The 18,699-nt window shown below is 72.5% G+C and carries 15 protein-coding genes; 5 read left to right on the top strand and 10 right to left on the bottom strand.

The window, feature by feature from the left end; genetic code table 11:
* The first annotated feature begins 57 nt into the window (after positions 1–57).
* Positions 58–1,227, top strand: a complete 1,170-nt coding sequence (locus ACWDBE_RS18105; protein ID WP_449808522.1) for a cytochrome P450 family protein — start codon at positions 58–60, stop codon at positions 1,225–1,227.
* A gap of 207 nt (positions 1,228–1,434) precedes the next feature.
* Positions 1,435–2,313: a nuclease gene (locus ACWDBE_RS18100; RefSeq protein ID WP_449808521.1), complete on the top strand. Its 879-nt coding sequence runs from the start codon at positions 1,435–1,437 to the stop codon at positions 2,311–2,313.
* A 746-nt stretch (positions 2,314–3,059) separates the two neighbouring features.
* On the opposite strand, the gene ACWDBE_RS18095 is transcribed toward ACWDBE_RS18100, so the two are convergent.
* Together ACWDBE_RS18095 and ACWDBE_RS18090 are read right to left on the bottom strand one after the other, a co-directional pair.
* The gene (locus ACWDBE_RS18095) at positions 3,060–4,475 is read right to left on the bottom strand and encodes a hypothetical protein (protein WP_449808520.1); all 1,416 of its coding nucleotides are present in this window, start codon (positions 4,473–4,475) and stop codon (positions 3,060–3,062) included.
* 299 nt (positions 4,476–4,774) lie between these two features.
* Positions 4,775–4,924 carry an ROK family protein gene (locus ACWDBE_RS18090; protein ID WP_449808530.1) on the bottom strand — a complete coding sequence of 50 codons (150 nt, stop codon included), beginning with the start codon at positions 4,922–4,924 and terminating at the stop codon, positions 4,775–4,777.
* A 274-nt stretch (positions 4,925–5,198) separates the two neighbouring features.
* Between ACWDBE_RS18090 and ACWDBE_RS18085 the strand changes: the two genes are divergently transcribed.
* Entirely contained in the window at positions 5,199–6,068 is an 870-nt protein-coding gene (locus ACWDBE_RS18085; protein WP_449792256.1) for an LLM class flavin-dependent oxidoreductase, read from the top strand.
* A 256-nt stretch (positions 6,069–6,324) separates the two neighbouring features.
* Here the strand turns inward: ACWDBE_RS18085 and ACWDBE_RS18080 are convergent, their stop codons facing one another.
* From ACWDBE_RS18080 to ACWDBE_RS18065, 4 genes are read right to left on the bottom strand one after another with little or no spacing between them, the layout of a single operon-like run.
* A complete protein-coding gene (locus tag ACWDBE_RS18080) occupies positions 6,325–7,770 on the bottom strand; it encodes a carboxylesterase/lipase family protein (RefSeq protein WP_449792257.1) in 1,446 nt (481 codons plus the stop codon).
* A gap of 19 nt (positions 7,771–7,789) precedes the next feature.
* Entirely contained in the window at positions 7,790–8,851 is a 1,062-nt protein-coding gene (gene surE, locus ACWDBE_RS18075; RefSeq protein WP_449808519.1) for a 5'/3'-nucleotidase SurE, read from the bottom strand.
* Positions 8,848–10,659 (bottom strand): glycoside hydrolase family 3 protein, encoded by a 1,812-nt coding sequence (locus ACWDBE_RS18070; protein WP_449808518.1) that lies wholly within the window; start codon positions 10,657–10,659, stop codon positions 8,848–8,850. Before ACWDBE_RS18070 ends, surE begins: the two co-directional genes overlap by 4 nt.
* A 40-nt stretch (positions 10,660–10,699) precedes the next feature.
* Positions 10,700–11,953, bottom strand: coding sequence for an MFS transporter (locus ACWDBE_RS18065; protein WP_449808517.1), 1,254 nt, complete (start codon positions 11,951–11,953; stop codon positions 10,700–10,702).
* A 235-nt stretch (positions 11,954–12,188) separates the two neighbouring features.
* On the opposite strand from ACWDBE_RS18065, the gene ACWDBE_RS18060 reads away from it, so the two are divergent.
* The gene (locus tag ACWDBE_RS18060; RefSeq protein ID WP_449808516.1) at positions 12,189–12,866 is read left to right on the top strand and encodes a TetR/AcrR family transcriptional regulator; all 678 of its coding nucleotides are present in this window, start codon (positions 12,189–12,191) and stop codon (positions 12,864–12,866) included.
* 189 nt (positions 12,867–13,055) lie between these two features.
* The gene (locus ACWDBE_RS18055) at positions 13,056–14,453 is read left to right on the top strand and encodes an NAD(P)/FAD-dependent oxidoreductase (RefSeq protein ID WP_449808515.1); all 1,398 of its coding nucleotides are present in this window, start codon (positions 13,056–13,058) and stop codon (positions 14,451–14,453) included.
* A gap of 319 nt (positions 14,454–14,772) precedes the next feature.
* Here ACWDBE_RS18055 and ACWDBE_RS18050 read toward each other — a convergent pair whose 3' ends face one another.
* From ACWDBE_RS18050 to ligK, 4 genes are read right to left on the bottom strand one after another with little or no spacing between them, the layout of a single operon-like run.
* A complete protein-coding gene (locus ACWDBE_RS18050; protein WP_449792263.1) occupies positions 14,773–15,744 on the bottom strand; it encodes a Gfo/Idh/MocA family oxidoreductase in 972 nt (323 codons plus the stop codon).
* A gap of 4 nt (positions 15,745–15,748) precedes the next feature.
* Complete coding sequence (gene ligA / locus ACWDBE_RS18045) at positions 15,749–17,056, bottom strand: protocatechuate 4,5-dioxygenase subunit alpha (RefSeq protein WP_449792264.1); 1,308 nt, start codon at positions 17,054–17,056, stop codon at positions 15,749–15,751.
* A 27-nt stretch (positions 17,057–17,083) separates the two neighbouring features.
* Positions 17,084–18,004 (bottom strand): amidohydrolase family protein, encoded by a 921-nt coding sequence (locus ACWDBE_RS18040; protein WP_449792265.1) that lies wholly within the window; start codon positions 18,002–18,004, stop codon positions 17,084–17,086.
* A gap of 2 nt (positions 18,005–18,006) precedes the next feature.
* A complete protein-coding gene (gene ligK / locus ACWDBE_RS18035; RefSeq protein ID WP_449792266.1) occupies positions 18,007–18,696 on the bottom strand; it encodes a 4-carboxy-4-hydroxy-2-oxoadipate aldolase/oxaloacetate decarboxylase in 690 nt (229 codons plus the stop codon).
* Positions 18,697–18,699: the final 3 nt, after the last annotated feature.

The following is an 18,699-nucleotide window of genomic DNA, read 5'->3' as shown; positions in this document are numbered from 1 at the left end:
CCGTTCGCGCCCGGAACCCCGCGCCCGGACCTGGTGACATCCAGTCAGGAGGCAGCGATGCAGGCCACGTTCCCCCTCACCACACCACACCACCTCGACAACGAGCCGGAAGCCGAGGCTCTGCTCGCGCAGGCTCCGGTCGTCCTCGCGACGATGGGTCCGGCAGACGTCTGGCTCGCCCTCTCCTACAAGGCGGTGCGCCAGGTTCTGAGCGACAGCCGGTTCAGCCGGGAGGCGGCCACACTTCCGGGCAGCCCGCTGAAACTGTCCGTCGCCTCCGACCCGCTCCTGATCTCCAGCCAGGACGGCGAGGGCCACGGCCGCCTGCGCAAGCTGATGTCGCAGGCGTTCAGCCCGCGCATGGTCGATCAGCTCGAACCACGCGTGCAGTCCATCGTGGACTCCTTGCTCGACTCCCTCGACCCGACCGCGGATCTGGTGGCAGGCCTCTGCGCTCCACTGCCGTTGATGGTCATCTGCGAGCTGCTCGGCGTGCCCTACTCCGAGGCGGAGGCCATCCGCAGGTGGACCAGGCGGCTGTTCGTCACGAACATCACTGCGGACGAACTGCGGGCCGCACAGGGCGAGATGCAGGACTGGCTCGCCGACCTGGTGCGTCACAAGCGGGCGCAGCCGGACGACGGGTTGATCTCGGCGATGGTCGCCGCCAACGACGAGGGCGATCACCTCACCGAACCCGAGCTGCTGGCCAACCTCGAGGGCCTGCTGATCGCCGGCCACGAGACGACCGTCAACCAGCTGGGCAACTCGTTGCTGACCTTGCTGCGCCACCCGGACCAACTCGCGCTGCTGCGGTCGTCACCGGACCTGATCGGACCGGCGGTCGACGAACTACTGCGCTACAGCAGGCTCTTCACCTCGGCCGAGGTCCGGGTCACGACCGAGCCCGTCAATCTGGAGGGCGTCGACCTGGGGGCGGGCGAACCGGTGTTGCCGGTCATCGTCGCGGCCAACCGCGACCCCGGTGTGTACCCGGATCCCGGCCGCTTCGACATCACGCGCGAAGGACCGGCAGCGCACCTCGCCTTCGGGCACGGGCCGCACTTCTGCCTCGGCGCGGTACTGGCCCGCCGGGAGATGCGGGTGGCGATCGGGTCCGTGGTGAAACGGTATCCGGGACTGCGCCTCGCCGTCGACGAGTCCGAACTCACCTACGTGCCGGAACTGGTCTTCCGCGGCCTGCAGGCGTTGCCGGTCACCTGGTGATCCGTGGCCCCTCGTACCGCAGGCGCGGGAACCGGACGGGACCGACCGGTCGGGGCACGACACGACCGACGGCCCTTCCACCACCTTCGGCCTGCGGCACGACCGGCACGGCGAACACCACCCGGTCAACGCGCCGACGGCACGATTCCGCCGTTTGCCCACGAAGAGCATCACAATGGGTCGCGACTCGACTACGGGAGGCAACCCATGGCCATGACGCTCATCAAGGGCCGCTACCAGATCAAGGGCTTCGAACCGGACGGTGACACCGTCCACTTCCTTCCCGACGACATCACCGTCTGGTCCCAACTCCCCGGCGACCACAGGGTCAAGACGGACGACCACGGTGGCGCCAGCCTGCGGCTGGACGGGATCGACGCGTTGGAGACCCACTACCTGGGCGTCGGTCCCGACTTCGTGCACCAGCCGCTCGACCTGGGCGCGCACGCCGCCCGGGACGCCCTGCTGACCTGGCTGGGCTTCACCGACGTCGAGCAGGGGGCGGACGAGAAGGTCACCTCCGCCTCCCCGGAGACCGTCGCCGGATTCATCCTCACCGGCGGCGCCGACACCTACGGGCGCTGCGTCGCCCTGATCGGCAAGGGTACGCCGATCCCGGACGCCGAGAGCGGGGCCGTCCTCAGGGTCGACGTGCCGATGCTGCACCAGACCGCCAACCACGAACTGCTCTCCCGCGGCCTGGTCTACCCGACGTTCTACAAGAACCTGCCGAAGGAACTGCGCCTCGACATGGCCGCCACCGCCCAGAAGGCGCGGGCCGAGAAGGCCCCCGAAAGCATCTGGGCCAACGACGTCACCCACAGCGGCGCCACGATCGAGGACCTGAGCTCCCTCACCGACCACCTGGTCGTCATGCCGAAGCTGTTCCGACGCCTGGCCGACTACCTGCGGCTCTTCGGACCGTCCCTCGAGCACCTCCCCGCCTTCCTCGCCGGCGGGGACGACGAGTACTTCCTCTCCGACCAAAGGGACTCGACCAAGGGCCTGCACCGCATCATCGACGTCATCGGCGACACGATCAAGCTGCGCCCCCGGATCGACGACATCGTCTTCGTCGAGAAGTGAGGGGGATGACGACGCGCGGGGCGTCGGGTGGGTCGTCCGCCCGGCCGGGGGTCACCATCCGGCCGAGAGCCCACCTGTTCGTTCCCGGTCCCGGCACGCTCCGCACCCGATGGGGCGGGGTGTTCACCGCGGGTCGGGATGTCCGGTGACCCCGCGGGTGGTCCTGGGGCTGCGCCGGTCGTCGCGCCGGGCCCGGGGGGGATGACGCCGAGGGAGCCGGCCGGGACGGTCACGCGGACGCGGGCGGAGTGCGGTCTGCTGGTCGATCAGCTTCCCTTCAGTGCGGGCCTTGTCCTGCTTTCGCAGCCAGGTGCCGGGGCTGAAGGCCGGGTCGGCACTTCCGCCTGTGCGGTTCGCCGGGCCCTCGAGGGTGCCGCCAGCGGCGAGGTAGGCGAGCAGGCGGCGGTAGAAGCGGTTCCAGTCCGGCTCCGGACGCCACAGGCAGGGTCGACGTCGACGCCTTCGTCCCGGCCACCACCAAGACCACTGTGAAGCAGCTCTGACCCACCACGCGACATGCCGAAGACGCCGACCACCTTGGGTGGCCGGCGCCTTCGGTGTTCTGCCGTCAGCCAGGTACGGCGGGCCCGCTGGCGCGGGTCGTGCTTCGAAAGGTCGCCTACCGGCGCCCGACGATCGCGTTGGCGATGGTCTCACGGGTCGTCGCGGTCACCCGGTCGTCGCGGCCGCCCGGACGGCGGCGCGGTGGTCGCGGGCCGGTGGAGGCGAACCCGGGGTTGGTCGGTCTACCAGTGCTCGTTGCGGTCACAGCGCATGTCGTACTTGTCGTGCGCGTCGTGCTTGTGGTGCTTGATCCTGGTGGGGTCGGTGGCGGTGTGAGGGGTGGTGTCGCCGCCCCCGGTGACAACCGCGACGTTGGTGACCTCGTCGTCGGCCCTGCAGGAGACGTCGACCTGCAGCGTGATGGGCGGGTAACTGCTCCCGGCGGGAAGGACGTCGCTACGGGTGCAGGTCAGTGTGCCCTGGTCACAGGTCCAGCCCGCACCGCTGATGCTGTCCGCCTTGAGCCCCGCGGGGAGGGTGTCTTGCATGGTGACCGTGGTGCCGTCGGTCGGGGCGGCCCCGGCGGCGTTGCCCACGGTGATGGTGTAGGTCCCGTCCCGCCCCTGGGTGAAGTGCCCGGTGTGGGTCTTGGTGATGGTCAAGGACGGGAGCGTGTAGGTGATGGTCACCTGGCCGTTGTGGTTCGCCGTCCCGATCGTCGACAGCGCATAGCTCGTGCCGTTACCCGTAGGGGTGGCGAAGCTGCTGCCCCCACCACCGCCGCCCCCACCCGCCGAGGTGCCCGTGCCGTTGACGGCGCCGCTGCCGCCGCCCCCGCCGCCGAAGTACCCGCCCCCACCGCCGCCGCCGCCAGCGATGGCAGTGGCGGCGCAGCCGCCGTCGAACCTGCCCCCGGCGCCGCCGGTACCGACCGTGGCACCGGAGAACCCGCTCCCCGGAGCGCCGTTCGTGACCGCACACAGTGGAACGGTGCCGGAGATCCCGCCGGCTCCCCCGGTACTGGTGCTGGTGCTGCCACCGCCCCCGCCCTGCCCCGGCGCAGCCCCGGGGCCGGTGGCGGTTCCCGCGGTACCGCCGGTGGCGTCCGGCGTTGTCCCGCCGCTTCCTCCGTTCCCTCCCGTGGAGCCCGCTCCGGTGCCGCCGGAGGCACCGCCGCCGCCGGCGACCACCAGCAGGGAGCCACCCGTGCTGACGCTGGAGGCCCCTCCCCCACCCGGGCCTTCGAACTGGAAACCAGCGAGCGGAAAACTCCCCCCCGGGGCGCCGCCGTTGAACCCGCCGGCCCCAGGGATCCCGGTGCCGTTGCAGCCCTTGCCACCGGTGCCGCCGACGTTGACGGTGAAAGTCGTCGGCGCGGTGGTTTGCGGCAGCGTGGTCACCACCCGCGCCCCCGTCCCACCGGCCCCCGTGACGGAACAGGAGGTGCCGGTGTTGTCGGCGCCACCCGCGCCGTCCGCGATGATCGTCACCACCGCCGCCGCCGGAACCGTAAAGGTCTGCGAAGCGCCGGTGAAGGTGAAGGTCTGCGACGGATCAGCCCCCTGTGCCTGCACCTGCACGGCCCCCACCGGCGCGGCGGCCGCCGGTGGAGCCGCGGCCGCCAGCAGCGCCATACCGGACAGCAGCGCACCCCCCACCGACGCCACTCCCACACCACGCTCCCCACGCCGTCCACCCGAGCAGGCCGGATCGGACGCGACGACGGCACCAACCGGGATCGTCCCACCGACCAGGTCCCTGTCGAACACGGCCACGGGCCGCTGACGGCCGACCCGGTACCACGGCAGATCGCCCTGTCCACGCGTACGAGCACCCATCCGCAGTTTCACCTCTCCTCACAACGAAGCGCCCCGCACCGCCCGAACGACAAGACATCAGCACCACAGGACACCCGACTGAAAATCATGACAAAACGTCATTAGATACCCTGGTCTGGTCACTTCGAGGTAGCGAGGTAACCCGAGAAACCCCGCGTGTCGCGTCGGCCGCCGGCCTTCTGGAACGTGTGCGGCACCGCATCGGAGGAGGCCGGCGCCTCCACACAGCCCCGGTTGCCGCAGGCGCAGTCGGGGCCGCCCGGCTCGATCGGCAGGTGCCCGAACTCGTCGGCGGAGCGTCGGCCGTGCTGGCGCTGTCCTTCCTCTTGCACCCGCCGGGCCGGCCGGAGGACTCGCGGGCGCTGGCGGACCTGGCCCTGTAGTCGGGACGGCCCGTCGGGGAGCGAAAGGCCGGAACCTGCAGTCTCGGACCATGACGTCACCACGACCGGCCGACATCCCGCGGCTCGGGTTCGGTCGCATCGGATCGACCTCGGGCCGGGGTACTGCGTTCGGTGGTGCCTGGCGGTAGCTTGGCGGTCCATGACGGCTTTTCGTATCGGTGTGATGTACGACCGCTCCTGGGATCCGGCCGGGCTGCCCGCCTTCGCCCGGGAGGTCGAGGCGCTGGGGGTGGACGATCTGTGGGTCGTCGAGGACCTCGGGTGGAACGGCGGGGTCTCGGCGGCGGCGGTGGCGCTCGGGGCGACCGAGCGACTGCGGGTCGGCATCGGGATCGCGCCGGCACCCTTGCGCAGCCCCGCGCTGCTGGCGATGGAGGTGGCGACCCTGGCCAGGGTGTTCCCCGGTCGGCTGGTGGCCGGGATCGGTCACGGGGTGCGGGAGTGGATGCGCCAGGTCGGTGTGGCCCCGAGGTCACCGCTGGCGCTGCTGGAGGAGACCCTGACCGCGGTACGCGGTCTGCTGCGCGGCGAGCGCGTCACCGTGGACGGGCGTGAACTGCACATGGAGGGGGTGGAGTTGGTCCACCCGCCCGCGAAGGACTCGGTGCCGCCGGTGATCGCGGGGGTCGTCTCGCCCAAGTCCCTGGAGCTGGCCGGCCGTGCCGCGCAGGGCACACTCGTGGCCGAGGGCCACGGCCCGGAGGACCTGCGCGCGGTCCGCGCCGCCGCGGAGCGCGGCGGCGCGGGCCCGGACCACACGATCACCGTGTTCACCTTCCTCGGCGTGGGAGACGCGGCAGCACCGGCCCTGCGGGACGCCGTCGCCGGACACGCGCAGTGGTTGGGGCGCGACGCCTCGGCGACGTTCGCGGCCGGTGGCACGGGGGCCGAGGCCGTGGTGGCGCTCCACGCGCTCGGGGCGGCGGGCGCGCAGACGGTGGTGTTGCGGATCTGCGGCCCGGAGCCCCTCGCGCAGCTGCGCGAGGTGATGGCGGCACTCGGCCGCTGAGCCACCGCGCCGCAGGTCAGGGGGCGGGGCTCCGCCGGTGTGCGGCTCGCTCACCGGACGGCACCCCGGGTCCCGTTCGGCGCCCGCCGGTTCGTCCCGTCCGGGGCACAGGCGAAGAACACGGTGTCGAAGTGCGCCCTCCGGAGAAGCCGTCCGTCAGGTCGGAATCCCGCACTGGCGGGAACATGACGGCAGCACTTCGGAGGGCGTCCGTCCCCGGGGCGGGACGGTCCGAGCGCCTCCGGCCGTCTCCGGGTCAGGTGAGCCAGACCTCCCGGACGGTGCGCAGCGGGTCGCGTTCCGGTCGCGGTTCGGCGTGCCAGCGCATGGTGGAGCGGCCGTCCCCGTACGGGGGCCAGGCGGTTCCGGGATCGAGGTCGCGGACGAAGGCGACCCAGGCGGCGTGGACGGCGTCGGCCAGTGCCTGCGGCGGGTGGGCTCCGAGGGCGGCCTCGACGCCCTCGGCGTGCAGGAGGTCGAAGGCGAAGGGCAGGTCACTGCAGTGGTAGGCCTGGCCGGTCCGGCCGGGGGCACTGCCGGACCAGTCGAACTGGTAGAGCCAGGTGGGCCGTTGGCGTTCAGTGCGGGCCTCGGCGACGGCCAGGGCGGGGCCGCGGAACAGCCAGTCGGTGATCGCGTCGCCGGCGGCCGCGTCCGGGTGCTCGGCGAGGAACCGTGCGGCGCGGCTGTCGTCCAGACCCAAGTCGACCAGCAGGCCGCAGAGTTCACCCTCAGCGGCCGGCGCGGCCGCATCGGCCGGGGCGGCGAACTCGTGCGCGGTGAAGCCGAGCAGCAGCGGGACGTCCGCGTCGGCGAGCGCCTCCGGCACCGGGCGGGGCACCAACTCGCCGTCGGTGAAGGGTGCGAGGAGCAGCGCGGGCAGTTCGTCGCGGGCCGGGCCTGGGGCGTCGAGCGCGTCCTGGAGGGCGAGCAGCTCGGCGTCGGTGGCGTCCCGGAGGACGGCCGCGGTGGCGGGCACGCCGGTGCGCTCGGCGAACGCCCGGCTGACGGCCTCGGCGGTGGCCCGGTCCTGCGGGCGCATCACCGCGCCGGAGGCCGAGATCGCGGCGCGGAACAGGCCCCGGGCGGCGGGCGTGGCGAGCAGCGTCTGAACGGCGCCGCCGCCGGCCGACTGTCCGGCGACGGTGACCTTCGCGGGATCGCCGCCGAAGGAGGCGATGTTGTCCCGTACCCATTCCAGCGCCGCGATCCAGTCCCGTACGCCGCGGTTGTCGGGGGCGTCGGGAAGGTGGAGGAAGCCCTCGATGCCGAGCCGGTAGCCGATCGAGACCACGACCACGCCGTCCCGGTTGAAGGCCGCGCCGTCGTACCAGGGGCTCGCCGAGCAGCCGGCGACGAAGCCGCCGCCGTGGATCCAGACGAGTACCGGCAGGCCGGCCGCCGGGGCGAGATCCGGGGTGAACACGTTGAGGTTGAGGATCCCGGCGCCCGGGATGGTCGGTTCGGGGATGGTGGTGACCTCACCGAACGGGCGGCGCTGCGCGGTCGGCCCGTAGGCGGTGGCGTCCAGCGCCTCGGTCCACGGCCGGGCCGGCACGGGGGCGGCGAACCGCAGCTCGCCGACCGGCGGTTGGGCGTACGGGATGCCCAGGAAGCGGACGCTGCCGTCGGCGCGGCGCTCGCCGTGCACCGGGCCCCGGCGGGTGGGGACGACGGGGTGCTGCGGGGTCGGGGCGGTCATGCGGGTCCTCCGGTGGGGGTCACGGGCGCGGCGCCTCGTGGTCGATGTAGTGCCGGAGCCGGTTCAGCTCCTGGGGGTCGGCCGTGCGGACACCGTAGGTCCGGTCGGGGGTGACGGGGGTGACGGAGATCCGGCCGTCGCGCAGCAGGGCGAGCGCGTCGGCGTCGGGGACGGTCTCGGTGCAGGCGTCGCCGGGTCCGTGCTCGCAGAGCCCGAGGGTGATGGCGAAGCTGTCGGCGCCGGCGGGCTCGTAGGCCTGCCAGATCTCGCGGCCGTGGCCGACGGTGGTCCAGCGGGCGGGCCCGGCGGGGCGGCCGCCGGTGACGTCCGGGTAGTCGACCTTGAGCGCGAAGTGGGTGCTGAACAGGCCCCGGGTGCGCAGCCCGGCCAGCAGGCGGGCGGCGAAGTCGGCGGTCGCCCGGTAGTCGGCGAGCGGGAAGAAGGCGCCGCTGTCGTCGCCCACCGAGGAGAGGGCGACGTCCGGCACGTCCTCCTCAATGGCGGCCAGGGCGGCACCGACCGTGCCGGAGTCGTTGACCTGGGCGCTCACGTTGGGGCCGGAGTTGATGCCGGTGACCACCAGGTCGGGGCCGTCCGTCCAGCCCGCCTTGGCCGCGAGGCCGGCTCGCAGGGCGAGTTTGACGGTGTCGGCGGGGGTGGCGCTCGGGCTGTCCGGGGCGCAGGGGCCGGCGGCGAGGCAGACGCCGTAGACCGGGGCACCGGAGGGTGCTCCCCCGCAGTCGTTCCGGTAGCCGGCCGGGAGGTCGGTGCGGTGGCTCAGGGTGAGGGTGCCGCCGTTGGTGACGGCGGTGCCCTTGCCGGACTGCACCTGCCAGGGTGCCATCACCACGACGTCCGCCCCGGCCGCGCAGAGGGCGCGGCGGAGTTCGTAGAGGCCGAGGCCGTCGGAGTTCGAGGCCTTGGCGGCCCGCATGGAGTCGTCGTTGGTGAGCAGCACGCGCAGGCCGGCCAGCGGTCGGGCCGTCGAAGGGGCCGGCTCGGCCGCCGAGGCGGTGACTCCGCCGGCCAGTACGGCCGAGGCGGCGGTGACGGCGATGAGTCTTCGGGCGACGGCTCTCATCCATCGTGTCCTTCCGGGGCGGGCTGGGTCAGGTCGAGCCCGGCTCCGTACGGGAAGACCGGGTCGACGGTGTCGTGGGGGACGTCCGGGCGGGAGGCCTCGACGGCGGCCATCGAGCGCGGCAGTTCGAAGGGCAGCCGTCCTTCGGCGCGGGCGCGGCCGAAGACGACGTCGAGCATCGCCTCGTCGCTCGCGCCGTAGTCGGCGATCACGGCGGCGGCCCGTTCGGCGATCTCCGGGATGACGGCGGGCCGTTCGAGGTTGATCAGCACGACGGTGGGAACGGCGTCGAGCACCCGCAGGATCGCGGCCGACTCGGCCTCGGGGAAGTCGAGGTGGCCCGAGTGGAACATCGACTCGAAGCGGTTCGCCCGGTACTCGTACGGGGTGAACAGCCGCAGGACGGCGAGGTCGGCCTCGGCCGGGGTGGCGGCGAGGCGACCGTAGCGGGAGACGGTCGCGCGGTCCAGGCCCTCGGTGTAGAGGCGGGGGGCGGTGCGCTTGACGGGCAGGGTGCGGTCGCGGTTGGTCAGGACGGTGAGCGAGCGGCGCTGGGCGGCGGCCCCCGCGGCCCGGAACTCGGCCCTGCCGACGATCTCCCCGGCGGCGTCCGGGTCGACGTAGCGCCGGTCGTCGAAGAGGCCGAGGACGAACTTCTCGCGCAGCAGGCGCCGCACCGAGTGGTCGATCCGGTCCTGGGCGATCCGGCCGGAGCGGACCAGGTCGACGATCACCTCGGGGCACTCCTCGCCGCCGAACTGGTCGACGCCCGCGTCCAGCGCCTTGGCCGCGCGCTCGGCGACGGTGAGGTGTTCTACGCCCCATGCCCTTGCCTGGTGCGGCTCGCCGAAGATCTCGTCGTCGGTGAGCAGCCCCCAGTCGGTGCAGACGATGCCGTCGAAGCCGAGCTGCTCGCGGAGCAGGCCGGTGACCACGCCCCGGTTGAAGCCGAAGCCGACCTCCTCCCAGTCGGTGCCGATCGGCTGGCCGTAGTACGGCATCATCTGCGCGGCGCCGGCCGCGATGGCGGCGCGGAACGGCGCGAGGTGCAGTTCGCGCATCCCGCCGGGGTAGACCTGCTCCTTGCCGTGCGGGAAGTGCGGGTCCTCGCCGTCCTTCTGGGGGCCGCCGCCGGGGAAGTGCTTGACCATGGTGGCGACGCTGTCCTTGCCGAGGCGCTCGCCCTGGAAGCCGCGGATGTAGGCCTGGACGAGTTCCGAGGTGAGCGCGGCGTCGGCGCCGAAGGTGCCCGTCTGGCGGGACCAGCGCGGCTCGGTGGCGAGGTCGATCTGCGGGTGCAGGGCGACCCGCAGGCCGACGGCCAGGTACTCCCGGCGGGCGATGTCGGCGAAGCGGTGGACCAGTTCGGGGTCGCGGACCGCGGCCAGGCCGATCGCCTCGGGCCAGGCGGAGAACGCGCCGGCGTGGATGGAGGCGCCGATGTTGAGGGTGAAGGAGTGCCGGGGGTCGGTGGAGACGGTGACGGGGATGCCGAGCCGGGTGCCGGCGGCGATCTCCTGCACGGCGTTGTGCCACTCGGCGAGCTGCCGGGGGCCCGCGGTGCCGACCAGGTTGAAGTGGTTCAGCCCCTGATCGCGGATCAGTCCGGTGGTGTCGGCCGGGAATTCGGTGTCGTCCCCGTCCGTCGCTTCGACCGGGCGGCCGTCCTGGTGCATCGGGATCATGGTGTGGAAGAGCAGGCCGGCCTTCTCCTCCAGGGTCATCCGGGCCAGCAGGTCGGTGACCCGCTCGTCGACGGGCCGGGACGGGTCCTGGTACGGGTGGACGGCGGCGGTGGTGGTGCGCACGTGCGGGGTCTCCCAGGGAGGTTCGAGACGGACGGGGGGTTCAGCGGACGGTCTTGATCGGAGCCACCGCGAGCGCCCCGACGAGGATGATCAGCGCGGCGACCAGGTACAGCGCGTCGTAGCCGGCCGCGCCGACCACGAGTGAGGCCACGAAGGGCGCGATGATCTGCGGCCCGGCGTTGGCGATGTTCAGCACGCCGAGGTCGCGGGCGGCGTCGTCGGCGCTCGGCAGCACCAGGGTGACCAGCGCGGTGTCCACGGCCATGAAGCAGCCGAAGGCGATCCCGGCGAGCACGGTGTACAGCAGGATGCCGGTCCAGTCCGGGAGCAGCACCGGGACGGTCATGGTGGCGGCGGCCAGCACGCAGGAGACCGCGATCAACGGCTTGCGCCGCCCGAGCCGGTCGCAGAGCCAGCCGCCGAGGGCGGTGGCGGCCAGGGTGGAGACGGCGTCGACGGGTGCCAGCACGGCCTGGGCGCCGGCCGCGTCCATGCCGTCGGGCAGCTCGATGTGGTCCTGCAGGACGTAGAACTGGAACAGCGAGACCGCGAAGAAGCCGAGCATCATCAGGAAGCGGCCGATGAACGCCCAGCGGAAGTCCGCGGCCCGCAGCGTCGTGGTAAAGGCGACGAGTTGACGGCGCAGCGGCACGGCTTCCACCGGCGGCAGCTTCTCCTCCCGGACCAGCACGGTGAACAGCACGGCGGTCAGGGCGATCACCGCGCCGGTCACCAGGTAGCCGGTGCCGACGGAGTCGGGGACGTAGCGGGTGGCCAGGGTGACCCCGACGACCGAGCCGATCGGGGTGCCGATGCCGACCATCGCGGAGGCGAGCCCCCGGCGTCCGGCCGGAACGCGGTCGGGGACGACCGCGGTGAGTGCGGACTGGTAGACGTTCATCGCGGCCTGGACCAGGCACCAGGCGATGGTGACCAGCAGGATCGTGCGCACCTGCCCGAGCAGGGCGAGGGTGGCGAAGGCGGCGAGGCCGCCGCCGAGGATCCACGGGTTGCGGCGGCGGGAGCGGTCGGAGAGCAGGCCGGCCAGCGGGTTGAAGAGGGTCGCGAAGACCGCGGCGACGCCGGAGACCAGGCCGAGGCTGCTCACTTTGCCGTCGGGGTCGAGGAGTTCGATCTGGGCGGGCAGCAGGACCTGTCCGATGCCCAGGTAGACCAGATACATGGCGGCGTTGCCGAGGGTGAGCATCGGCAGCAGCCGACGGCCGCCGGCGATCGGGGGTGGCTTCTCGGCCCCGTCTCTCCGGGCGCCGTCGGCGGTGTCGGTGGTGGTCATGACCGGCCTCCTGGGTGGCCACAGGTCCCGTGCGTCGGGAAGTCGGGGAGGGGCCCGGGGGACGGCGAGGCTCGGCTCCGGTCGGCGGGCGGGTGGGGGCCGACCGGGCGGCTCAGGGCGCCGGCCCGGGTGCGCTCACAGCGAACCACGAAAACCGAGTAGGCAGTAGGTTTTCGACATGTGGCCCAGGTCACACCCGGCCTGGGCGTGCGATCCAGTGGCTAAGGTGACAGTCATGGATGTCAGGGACGGGTCGGCGACCCGCGGCACGGGCAGGGGCTCGGCACGCGGCACGTACGCGGTGGGCGACGAGCGGCGCTCGCGCATCCTGGACGCCGCCGTCGAGCACTTCGCGCAGTGGGGCTTCCACGCCACCTCGCTCGCCCGGATCGCCAAGGACGTCGGCATCACCCAGGGCGGTCTGCTGCACCACTTCCGCACCAAGGAAGCCCTGCTGGTGTCGGTGCTGGAGGCGAGCGACGAGCACGACACCGAGCGGTTCTTCGCGCAGGAGTGCGCGACCGTCGCCGAGTGGTTCCACCGGCTGCTCGCCCTGACCGCCCACAACAGCCGCCGGCCCGGCCGCACCCGGATGTTCAACGCCCTGGTCGGCGAGTCCGGGGACCCGGACCACCCGGCGCACGCCTTCTTCGCCCGCCGCTACCGCACCCTGGTCACCGACGCCGCGCAGTCACTGCGCCGGGGGGTGGACAGCGGCGAGCTGCACGCCGACACCGACTGCGCGGCCGAGGCGCGGCAGCTGCTGGCGGTCATGGACGGGCTGCAGCTGCAGTGGGTGCTCGACCCGGAGTCGGTGGACATGACCGAGCAGTTGCGCCGGTACCTGGACCGGCTGTACCGGGGGCTGTCCACCGCGGGATCGGGCCTGCCGCCGCATCCCGCCGGGTCCTGATCGCACCACCACCAGCCGGGCGCCGAGGCCATCGCCCCCGGATCCCGGACCGGATCGAGCCCACGTCCGCCGAGCGGCGGCGCTTATGTCAACGCCATTGACGTTGAGTCCGGCGCGACGGTCTGATGGCGGCACACGGAGGCCCGGGGCCTCCGCGCACCGCAGCCATGCACCGAAGGAGCCACCGCCATGGCCGACCCCGTCCACGCCCTCCGGGACGCCCAGCCCGTACCGTTCTGGCTCGACCACCCCGACCGGCCCGCGCCCGCCCCCACCCTGGTCGGCGACGTGCGCTGCGACCTGCTCGTGGTGGGCGGCGGCTACAGCGGCCTGTGGACCGCGCTCATCGCCAAGGAGCGCGACCCCTCGCTCGACGTCGTCGTGGTCGAAGCCCAGGAGACCGGCTGGGCCGCCTCCGGCCGCAACGGCGGCTTCTGCGAGGCCAGCCTCACCCACGGCCTCGCCAACGGCCACCAGCGCTGGCCCGGCGAACTCGACGTCCTGGAGCGGCTCGGCGCCGCAAACCTCCAGGCCATGGAGGACACCGTCAAGCGCCACGGCATCGACTGCGACTGGGAGCGCACCGGCTCCCTCGTCATCGCCACCGAGCCCTACCAGGTCGGCGGGCTGCACGAGTTCGCGGAACTCGCCGCCCGCTACGGCAGCCCGCTCGACTTCCTGGACCGCGCGGCCGTCCGCGCCGAGATCGACTCCCCCACCTTCCTCGGCGCCCTGTGGGACCGCGAGGGCGTCGCCATGCTCAACCCCGCCCGCCTCGCCTGGGGCCTCAGGCAGGCCTGCCTCGACCAGGGCGTGCGGATCTTCGAACACACCCCCGCGACCGGCCTCACCGACTCCCCGCGCGGGATCACCGTCCGCACCCCGTACGGCCGCGTCGGCGCCCGCCACGTCGCACTCGCCACCAACGCCTTCCCCTCGCTGCTGCGCCGCCACCGCCCGTACACCGTGCCGGTCTACGACTACGCGCTGATGACCGAACCGCTGACCGAGGCGCAGCTCGCCTCGGTGGGCTGGCGGGGCCGCCAGGGCTTCTCGGACAGCGCCAACCACTTCCACTACGTCCGGCTCTCCGCCGACAACCGCATCCTGTTCGGCGGCTACGACGTGATCCACCAGTACCGCGGCCGGGTACGCGCCGAACGCGACCAGCGGCCGGAGACCTTCGCCACCCTCGCCCAGCACTTCTTCCGGACCTTCCCCCAGCTGGAGGGCCTGCGCTTCACCCACGCCTGGGGCGGCGCCATCGACACCTGCACCCGGTTCAGCGCCTTCTTCGACCTCTCCCACGACGGCCGGGTCGCCTACGCCGCCGGCTACACCGGCCTCGGCGTCGGCGCCACCCGCTTCGGGGCCGAGGTGATGCTCGACCTCCTGGCCGGCGCCCGCACCGAACGCACCGCCCTGGAGATGGTCCGCCGCAAGCCCCTGCCCTTCCCGCCCGAACCCGCCCGCTCGATCGGCATCGGCATCACCCAGTGGGCCCTCACCCGCGCCGACGCCAACGCCGGCCACCGCAACCTCTGGCTGCGCACCCTCGACCGCTTCGGCCTCGGCTTCGATTCCTGACCGGACCGTCGAGCCGCGCGTGCGCCGCGTGACGTCGGTTCACGGGACCGCCCGTCACGCGGGAGCCGAAGAGCCGGGCCGGGGGCGGAACCGACGACACGTCGGTCCCGCCCCCCGGCCCGGCTTTCAGCCTGCCCGCCCGCAGCGCTCGATGTCGATCCCGACGGGGGTCGCCTCGTTGTAGCGGGCCCCGTGCACGGTCGAGGCGTTCAGCACCCGTCCTGCCGCGTCGAGAGCCTCGTCGGGCCGACCGCCGGGACCTCGAACGGCCCGGGCCGCCGCGACACGCGGCGGCCCGGAGCCGAGGTCTTCGCCGCGGTCACGAGGCGGCGGCCGCGAGCTGCTCCTCGAGGGCAGCCAGCGTCCGGTAGCAGTTCAGCACCCGGGCGATGGACGCATTCGGCTCGCGGCCCTCGCGGATGGCGGCGACGAACTCGCGGTCCTGCAGCTCGATGCCGTCCATCGAGACGTCGATCCCGCTCACGTCGATCGGCACGTCGTTGCCGGTGAACAGGTCGTCGTAACGTGCGAGGTAGGTGCCGGTGTCGCCGATGTAGCGGAAGAAGGTGCCCAGCGGACCGTCGTTGTTGAAGGACAGCGACAACGTGCAGATGGCCCCGTTCTCCGCACGCAGCTGGATGGACATGTCCATCGCAATGCCGAGTTCGGGGTGGATCGGTCCCTGGATCGCGTTGGCCTGCACGATCGGGGCCCCGGCCTGGTACGCGAACAGGTCGACGGTGTGCGCGGCGTGGTGCCACAGCAGGTGGTCCGTCCAGGAACGTGCCTGGCCCAGTGCGTTGAGGTTCTCGCGGCGGAAGAAGTAGGTCTGCACGTCCATCTGCTGGATCCGGTAGTCCCCGGCCTGGATCCGCTGCCGCACCCACTGGTGGCTGGGGTTGAAGCGCCGGGTGTGTCCCACCATGGCGACCAGCCCGGTACGTCGCTGCGCCGCGTCGCAGGCCTCGGCGTCGGCCAGCGAGTCGGCCAGCGGGATCTCGACCTGGACGTGCTTGCCCGCCTCCAGACAGGCAAGGGTCTGCCCGGCATGCATCTGGGTGGGCGTCGCGAGGATCACCGCGTCGACGTCGTCCATCGCCAGCACTTCCTCCAGCGTGGCGACGGCGCGGCCCACGGCCTGCTCCTCGGCGAACCGCCGCGCCTTCTCCAGGCTGCTGCTGACCACGGCGGTCACCTCGACGCCCTTGATCCGGCGCAGCGCGGCCGCGTGCTTGGCGCCGAAGGCGCCGCCCCCGACCAGGGCGATCCGGACGGTCTGCTCGTCGGTCATGTCGTCACTCCTTCTCGGCGGGCCTCTCGCCCACCGGGTGGTTCTCAAGGATCAGGTGGCCGACGGCGGTGTTGGACGCCGGCACGTGGTAGAAGCGGTGCTTGACCTCTGTACGGCCCGAGCCGTCGACATCGCTCATCGCTCCGCGGGCGATCAGCCACATGACCAGCTCGATCCCCTCGGAGCCGGCCTCCTCGACGTACTCCAGGTGCGGCACCCGGGCCAGGCCCTCCGGGTCCGAGATCAGCCGGTCCAGGAAGGCGTTGTCCCACTCCCGGTTGATCAGGCCGGCACGCGGCCCCTGGAGCTGGTGGCTCATGCCACCGGTGCCCCACACCTGGACGTTCAGCGGCCTGTCGTAGGACTCGATGGCCCTGCGCAGCGCCTGGCCGAGTCGGAAGCACCGCGCGCCCGAAGGCACCGGGTACTGCACCACGTTGACGTGGAACGGGATCACCTTGCACGGCCACCGCTCGACGTCGCCGAACATCAACGACAGCGGCACGGTCAGGCCGTGGTCGACGGTCATCTCGTTGGCGAGGGTGAGGTCGAAGTCGTCGCGGATCAGTGAGTGCGCGATGTGCGCGGCCAGCTCCGGGTCGCCCTCGATCCCGGGGACCGGCCTGGGTCCGTAGCCCTCGTCGGCGGTGGGGTAGGCCGCGCCGGTGCCGAGCACGAAGGTCGGGATCATCGACAGGTCGAAGGTGGAGGCGTGGTCGTTGTAGACCAGGAAGACCACGTCGGGGACGTTGTCCCGTTCCCACTGCTTGGAGAACTCGTAGCCCTCGAAGACCGGCCGCCAGTAGGGCTCGTCGGTCTTGTGGTGGTCCATCGCCGCGCCGATCGCCGGTACGTGCGAGGTGAACACCGCGCCGGTGATGACGGCCCGTCCCCGCGGCGACCGCCGGTCGGTGTGCGCCGCTTCGAGGACGGCGTGGTCGATCCGGTTGCCGGCGATGGAGCGGCCGCCGGCGACCATCATGTCGCGGTAGTCCTGCTCGGTCATGCCGGTCATCGAGCCTGCCATCTGCTGGAACGACAGCCCCAGCGTCGCACCCCACTTGGCGAGGAAGTAGATGTTGCCGCCCTCGCGTATCGCGGCGTTGAGGTCGCGGTCGAGCAGCGCCTGCTTCTGTTCCTCCCGCAGTGGCCACGCGTCCAGGTAGGCGCGCTCGTCGGCGAGGTAGCGGTCCCGGTTCTCGGCCGTCATCAAGGACATGCAGAACTGGTTCAGGTGGTAGCCCTTGGCGGACTGCTCGGCGTCGAAGACGGTCGTCCCCGGGACCAGCTTGTAGCTCTTGTCCAGCGACATGGGTGGGTCCTCCGTTCGTGGGACGGCTCAGGCCGGTTCGGGCCAGTACAGGCGCATCGGGTTGTCGACGAGGAGCCTGTGCCGCAGCTCCGGCGTCGGCGCGATGTGCGGCACGAAGTCGACGAGCAGGCCGTCGTCGGGCATGTGGTCGGTGAGGTTCGGGTGCGGCCAGTCGGTGCCCCACAGCACCCGGTCGGGGAACTCCTCGACCACGCGCCGGGCGAACGGGACGACGTCGCGGTAGGCCGTCCGCTCCCCGTCGAGGGCCGGCGGGCCGCTCACCGACAGCCGCTCCGGGCAGGTGACCTTGCACCAGATGTCGGGCCGGGCCCGCATGAAGTCCAGGAAGGACTCGAACTCCGGGCCGTGCGGGTCCTTGGTGACGTCGGGCCGGCCCATGTGGTCGACGACCAGCGGCACCGGGATCGAGAGGAGGAACTCGCGCAGGTCGGGGAGGTCGGCCGCCTCGAAGTAGACGACGACGTGCCAGCCGTACGGTCGGATCCGCTCGACGACGTCCCACAGGTCCTGCTGCGGCGCGGCGTCGACGAGCCGCTTGACGAAGTTGAACCGCACGCCGCGCACACCGGCCTCGTGCAGTTCCCGCACCTGCGCGTCGGGGATCCCGGGGCGCACCGTCGCCACCCCGCGGGCCAGGCCCCCCGATGCCCGCAGGGCGTCGACCATGGCACTGTTGTCGGCGCCGTGGCAGGTCGCCTGGACCACGATGTTGCGGGCGAAGCCCAGGTGGTCGCGCAGCTCGAAGAGCTGGTCCCTGGACGCGTCGCACGGGGTGTACTTGCGTTCGGGGGCGAACGGGAACTCCGCGCCCGGCCCGAAGACGTGACAGTGCGCGTCGACGGCGCCCGCGGGCAGCCGGAACTCCGGGCGGCTCGGACCGGCGTACCAGTCCAGCCAGCCGGGCGTCTTCTCGAAGGCCGTCGTCATCCTCAGTCCTCGTACCGCAGCCCGAGCGCGGCCAGCGGGCCGCGCATGTCGTAGATGTCCAGGCCGAGTTCGCCCGCGCGGAACCTCGCGCGCTTGCCCGCCTCGCCCGCGTCGCGCCTGGCCGCCGCCTCGGCGACCTCGGCAGCCCGCTCGCGCGGCACGACGACGACGCCGTCGCCGCCCGCGACGACGACGTCGCCGGGCCGGACCAGGGCGTTGGCGCAGACCACCGGCACGTTGACCGAGCCGAGGGTGGCCTTGACCGTGCCCTTGGCGTTGATCGACCGCGCGAAGACCGGGAAGTCCATCTCCTCGAGCTCGGCCACGTCGCGCACGCCGCCGTCGATGACCAGGCCCCGGCATCCCCGGGCGCGGAAGGAGGTGGCGAGCAGGTCTCCGAAGAAACCGTCCTCGCTCTCGGTCGTGCAGGCGGCGACGACGACGTCGCCCTCGCGGATCTGCTCCGCGGCGACGTGGAGCATCCAGTTGTCGCCGGGCTGCAGCAACACGGTCACGGCCGTGCCGCAGGTGCGCGCCGTCGGGTAGACCGGACGCAGGTAGGGGCGCATCAGTCCGACCCGGCCCATCGCCTCGTGGATCGTCGCCACGCCGAACTCCGACAGCGCGGCGACGGTCTCGGGGTCGGCGCGGGTGATCGCCGTGTGGACGACACCGATCTCGGTGTGTTCCATGCC

This window comes from Kitasatospora sp. NPDC001132, from assembly GCF_053598415.1.
This window is presented reverse-complemented; position numbering and strand designations above follow the sequence as displayed.

Excerpts from the sequence above, each read along its gene's own strand:
- ACWDBE_RS18040 (WP_449792265.1), bottom strand. The coding sequence starts at position 18,004 with ATGACGACGGCCTTCGAGAAGACGCCCGGCTGGCTGGACTGGTACGCC.
- ACWDBE_RS18055 (WP_449808515.1), top strand. The coding sequence starts at position 13,056 with ATGGCCGACCCCGTCCACGCCCTCCGGGACGCCCAGCCCGTACCGTTC.
- ACWDBE_RS18050 (WP_449792263.1), bottom strand. The coding sequence starts at position 15,744 with ATGACCGACGAGCAGACCGTCCGGATCGCCCTGGTCGGGGGCGGCGCC.
- ACWDBE_RS18060 (WP_449808516.1), top strand. The coding sequence starts at position 12,189 with ATGGATGTCAGGGACGGGTCGGCGACCCGCGGCACGGGCAGGGGCTCG.
- ACWDBE_RS18100 (WP_449808521.1), top strand. The coding sequence starts at position 1,435 with ATGGCCATGACGCTCATCAAGGGCCGCTACCAGATCAAGGGCTTCGAA.
- surE (WP_449808519.1), bottom strand. The coding sequence starts at position 8,851 with ATGAGAGCCGTCGCCCGAAGACTCATCGCCGTCACCGCCGCCTCGGCC.
- ACWDBE_RS18065 (WP_449808517.1), bottom strand. The coding sequence starts at position 11,953 with ATGACCACCACCGACACCGCCGACGGCGCCCGGAGAGACGGGGCCGAG.
- ligK (WP_449792266.1), bottom strand. The coding sequence starts at position 18,696 with ATGGAACACACCGAGATCGGTGTCGTCCACACGGCGATCACCCGCGCC.
- ACWDBE_RS18105 (WP_449808522.1), top strand. The coding sequence starts at position 58 with ATGCAGGCCACGTTCCCCCTCACCACACCACACCACCTCGACAACGAG.
- ligA (WP_449792264.1), bottom strand. The coding sequence starts at position 17,056 with ATGTCGCTGGACAAGAGCTACAAGCTGGTCCCGGGGACGACCGTCTTC.
- ACWDBE_RS18085 (WP_449792256.1), top strand. The coding sequence starts at position 5,199 with ATGACGGCTTTTCGTATCGGTGTGATGTACGACCGCTCCTGGGATCCG.
- ACWDBE_RS18080 (WP_449792257.1), bottom strand. The coding sequence starts at position 7,770 with ATGACCGCCCCGACCCCGCAGCACCCCGTCGTCCCCACCCGCCGGGGC.